General features: G+C 67.9%; 2 protein-coding genes. Both read right to left on the bottom strand.

The annotated features are described in order from the left end of the window. Window positions 1-255, bottom strand: a 255-nt coding sequence (locus tag VFE05_09770; protein ID HET6230342.1) for a GTP-binding protein, incomplete at its 3' end; no start/stop codon positions are given. A gap of 769 nt (window positions 256-1,024) precedes the next feature. Then, window positions 1,025-3,121: an elongation factor G gene (gene fusA / locus VFE05_09765; GenBank protein HET6230341.1), complete on the bottom strand. Its 2,097-nt coding sequence runs from the start codon at window positions 3,119-3,121 to the stop codon at window positions 1,025-1,027. Window positions 3,122-3,226: the final 105 nt, after the last annotated feature.

Below are 3,226 nucleotides of genomic sequence, written 5' to 3'. Positions count from 1 at the left end.
GTGCCCGGGGCAGTCGACGTGCGCGTAGTGGCGCTTCTCCGTCTGGTACTCCACGTGCGCGGTCGCGATCGTGATGCCGCGGGCGCGCTCCTCGGGTGCCTTGTCGATGTTGTCGAAGCTGACGAAGTCGGCCAGACCCTTGGCCGCCTGGATCCGCGTGATCGCCGCGGTCAGCGTGGTCTTGCCGTGGTCGACGTGGCCGATGGTGCCCACGTTCACGTGCGGCTTGTTCCGCTCAAACTTGGCCTTGGCCATTGGTTTGATTCCTCATTTCCGAGGGGTGGTGGAGAAAACTGGCTGAATGGATTCCGCCCGGCGGCGCATGGCGCCCCGGGCTGGCGAACCGCAGCAGCCGCGGAAACGGGCTCCCCCGGCGTCTCCCCGCCGGGACCCAGGAACGGCAGGCCCCGCACAAAGGCGAGGCTCTCGAGCTCCAGCAGGTTCGCTATGCGATTCCAAACCTGGCGGGGGCAAGACGCGAAGAATAGCAGGCTTGGCGCCAAACGTCAAGTGCACGGCCCCGTGCATCGTCTGCTCGGCGGTGTCCGCGCGACACCGGGAACGACGGGGGGATCAAAGTCGTGCGGGTCGCACACACACCCGCGCGAGCTGGCGCCGATCATCAGGGCCGGACCGGTGCCGGAACCGCGGAGGAGCCTCGTTGGCGCACGTTCCGACGATCCACGGAGGCGTGAGGGTCGGCGGCAGGCAGGATGCGCGACAGGTCGGCAGACGAGAGGTCTGGACGATGCCACGTGAGGGATTCGCGCCCGGAGGGCCGGGAGCGCGGCGCGCGCGGAGAGGATCGGGATGGGCAGAGGTGCATGGCGCGCCGCGGGCCCGGCGCCGTTGGCAACGGTAGTATCGTTGCCTACGGCGCGCGAAGCCCGGCCCCGCTTGCGGGGACACGCCCAAACCGCCGTCCGAAGCCAGCCGAGCCGGATACGCTTTCGGACGAACGAGAAAGGGCGGCCACGAGGGCCGCCCTTCCAGCTTCCTGCGATCTGCTCCGTCCGAGAGAAGCTTAGCCGCGGACCTTGGCGATGATCTCTTCCGCCTTGGACTTGGGCACTTCCTCGTACTGCGCGAACTGCATGGAGTACACGGCGCGGCCCTGCGTGGCGGAGCGCAGCGACGTGGAGTACCCGAACATCTCGGAGAGCGGCACGGTGGCCGTGATGACCTGCGCGTCGCCGCGCTGGTCCATGCCCGAGATCTTACCGCGGCGGCTGGACAGGTCGCCGATCACGTCGCCCATGTAGTCGCCCGGGGTGACGACCTCAACGGCCATCACGGGCTCCAGCAGCACCGGCCCGGCGCGGCGGGCGGCCTCCTTGAAGGCCATGGAGGCGGCGATCTTGAACGCGATCTCGGACGAGTCGACGTCGTGGTAGCTGCCGAACACCAGCTGCACCTTGACGTCCACCATGGGGTAGCCGGCGAGGACGCCGGTGTCCATGGCCTCGCGCAGGCCCTGCTCGCTGGGCTTGATGAACTCGCGGGGGATGACGCCGCCCACGACCTTGTCCTCGAAGACGAAGCCCTGGCCCAGCTCGGCCGGCATCATGTTGATGACGACGTGGCCGTACTGGCCCGAGCCGCCGGTCTGGCGGACGAACTTGCCCTCCACCTTCTCGACGGTCTTGCGGATGGTCTCGCGGTACGCCACCTGCGGCCGGCCCACGTTCGCGTCCACCTTGAACTCGCGCATCATGCGGTCCACGATGATCTCGAGGTGGAGCTCGCCCATGCCGGCGATGATGGTCTGGCCGGTCTCGGGATCGGTATGGACGCGGAACGTCGGGTCCTCTTCCGAGAGGCGGCGCAGCGCCTCGCCCATCTTGTCCTGGTCGGCCTTGGTCTTCGGCTCGATGGCCACGTGGATCACGGGCTCCGGGAACGTCATCGACTCGAGGATGATGGCGTGGTCCGGGTCGCAGAGCGTGTTGCCCGTGGTGGTGTCCTTGAGACCGATGGCGGCGGCGATGTCGCCGGCGCGCACCTCGGGGATCTCCTCGCGCTTGTTGGCGTGCATCTGGAGGATGCGGCCCAGGCGCTCGCGCTTGCCCTTGGTGCTGTTGAGCACGAACGCGCCCTGCGCGATCACGCCCGAGTACACCCGGAAGAACGTCAGCTTACCCACGAACGGGTCGGTGGCGATCTTGAACGCGAGCGCCGAGAAGGGCTCCTCGTCCGACGGGTGGCGCTCCAGCGCGACGTCCGGGTCGTCGACCGAGATGCCCGCGATGGCGGGCACGTCGAGCGGCGACGGGAGGATGTCGACGACCGAGTCCAGCAGCTGCTGCACGCCCTTGTTCTTGAAGGCCGAGCCGCAGAGGATGGGCGTCATGGCGCCGGCGATGGTGGCGGCGCGGATGGCGTGGATCAGGTCCATCTCGCTGATCTCCTCGCCCTCCAGGTAGCGCTCCATCAGCTTCTCGTCGTGCTCCACGGCGCCCTCGACGAGGGCGAAGCGGGCCGCCTCGACCTCTTCCTTGAGCGAGTCGCGGACGGGCTGCTCGTCCCACTCCTTGCCCATCACCTCGTCCTTGTAGATCAGCTCCACGCGGCGGATGACGTCGACGATGCCGACGAAGTTCTCGCCGTCGCCGATGGGGAGGTGGATGGGGTACGGCTTGGCGCCCAGGCGGTCGCGGATCATGTCCACGCAACGCTCGAAGTTGGCGCCGGTGCGGTCCATCTTGTTGACGAAGCAGATGCGCGGCACGCCGTACTTGTCGGCCTGGCGCCACACGGTCTCGGACTGCGGCTCCACGCCCGCCACCGCGTCGAAGACGCAGACGGCGCCGTCGAGCACGCGAAGGCTGCGCTCCACCTCGACGGTGAAGTCCACGTGCCCGGGGGTGTCGATGATGTTGATGCGGTACGGGACGCCGAAGCGGGTCCACGCGGCGGTGGTCGCCGCCGACGTGATGGTGATGCCGCGCTCCTGCTCCTGCTCCATCCAGTCCATGGTCGCCGCACCCTCGTGCACCTCGCCGATCTTGTGCGTGCGGCCCGTGTAGTACAGGATGCGCTCGGTCGTGGTGGTCTTGCCGGCGTCGATGTGAGCCATGATGCCGATGTTGCGAGTCCGAGCGAGTGAGGTCTGTCTGGGCATTACCGATTTCTTCGATGCGGGGACTCATGCCCCCGCGAAAGTGCTACCAGCGATAGTGCGCGAACGCCTTGTTGGCTTCCGCCATGCGATGGACGTCTTCGCGCT

The sequence above is a fragment of the Longimicrobiaceae bacterium genome, from assembly GCA_035696245.1.
Lineage (GTDB): Bacteria > Gemmatimonadota > Gemmatimonadetes > Longimicrobiales > Longimicrobiaceae > DASRQW01.
The sequence above is the reverse complement of the archived record's forward strand: the minus strand, read 5'-3'. Positions and strand labels throughout refer to the sequence as shown.

Coding starts and splice junctions, on each gene's coding strand:
- fusA (HET6230341.1), bottom strand. CDS start 3,121: ATGCCCAGACAGACCTCACTCGCTCGGACTCGCAACATCGGCATCATG.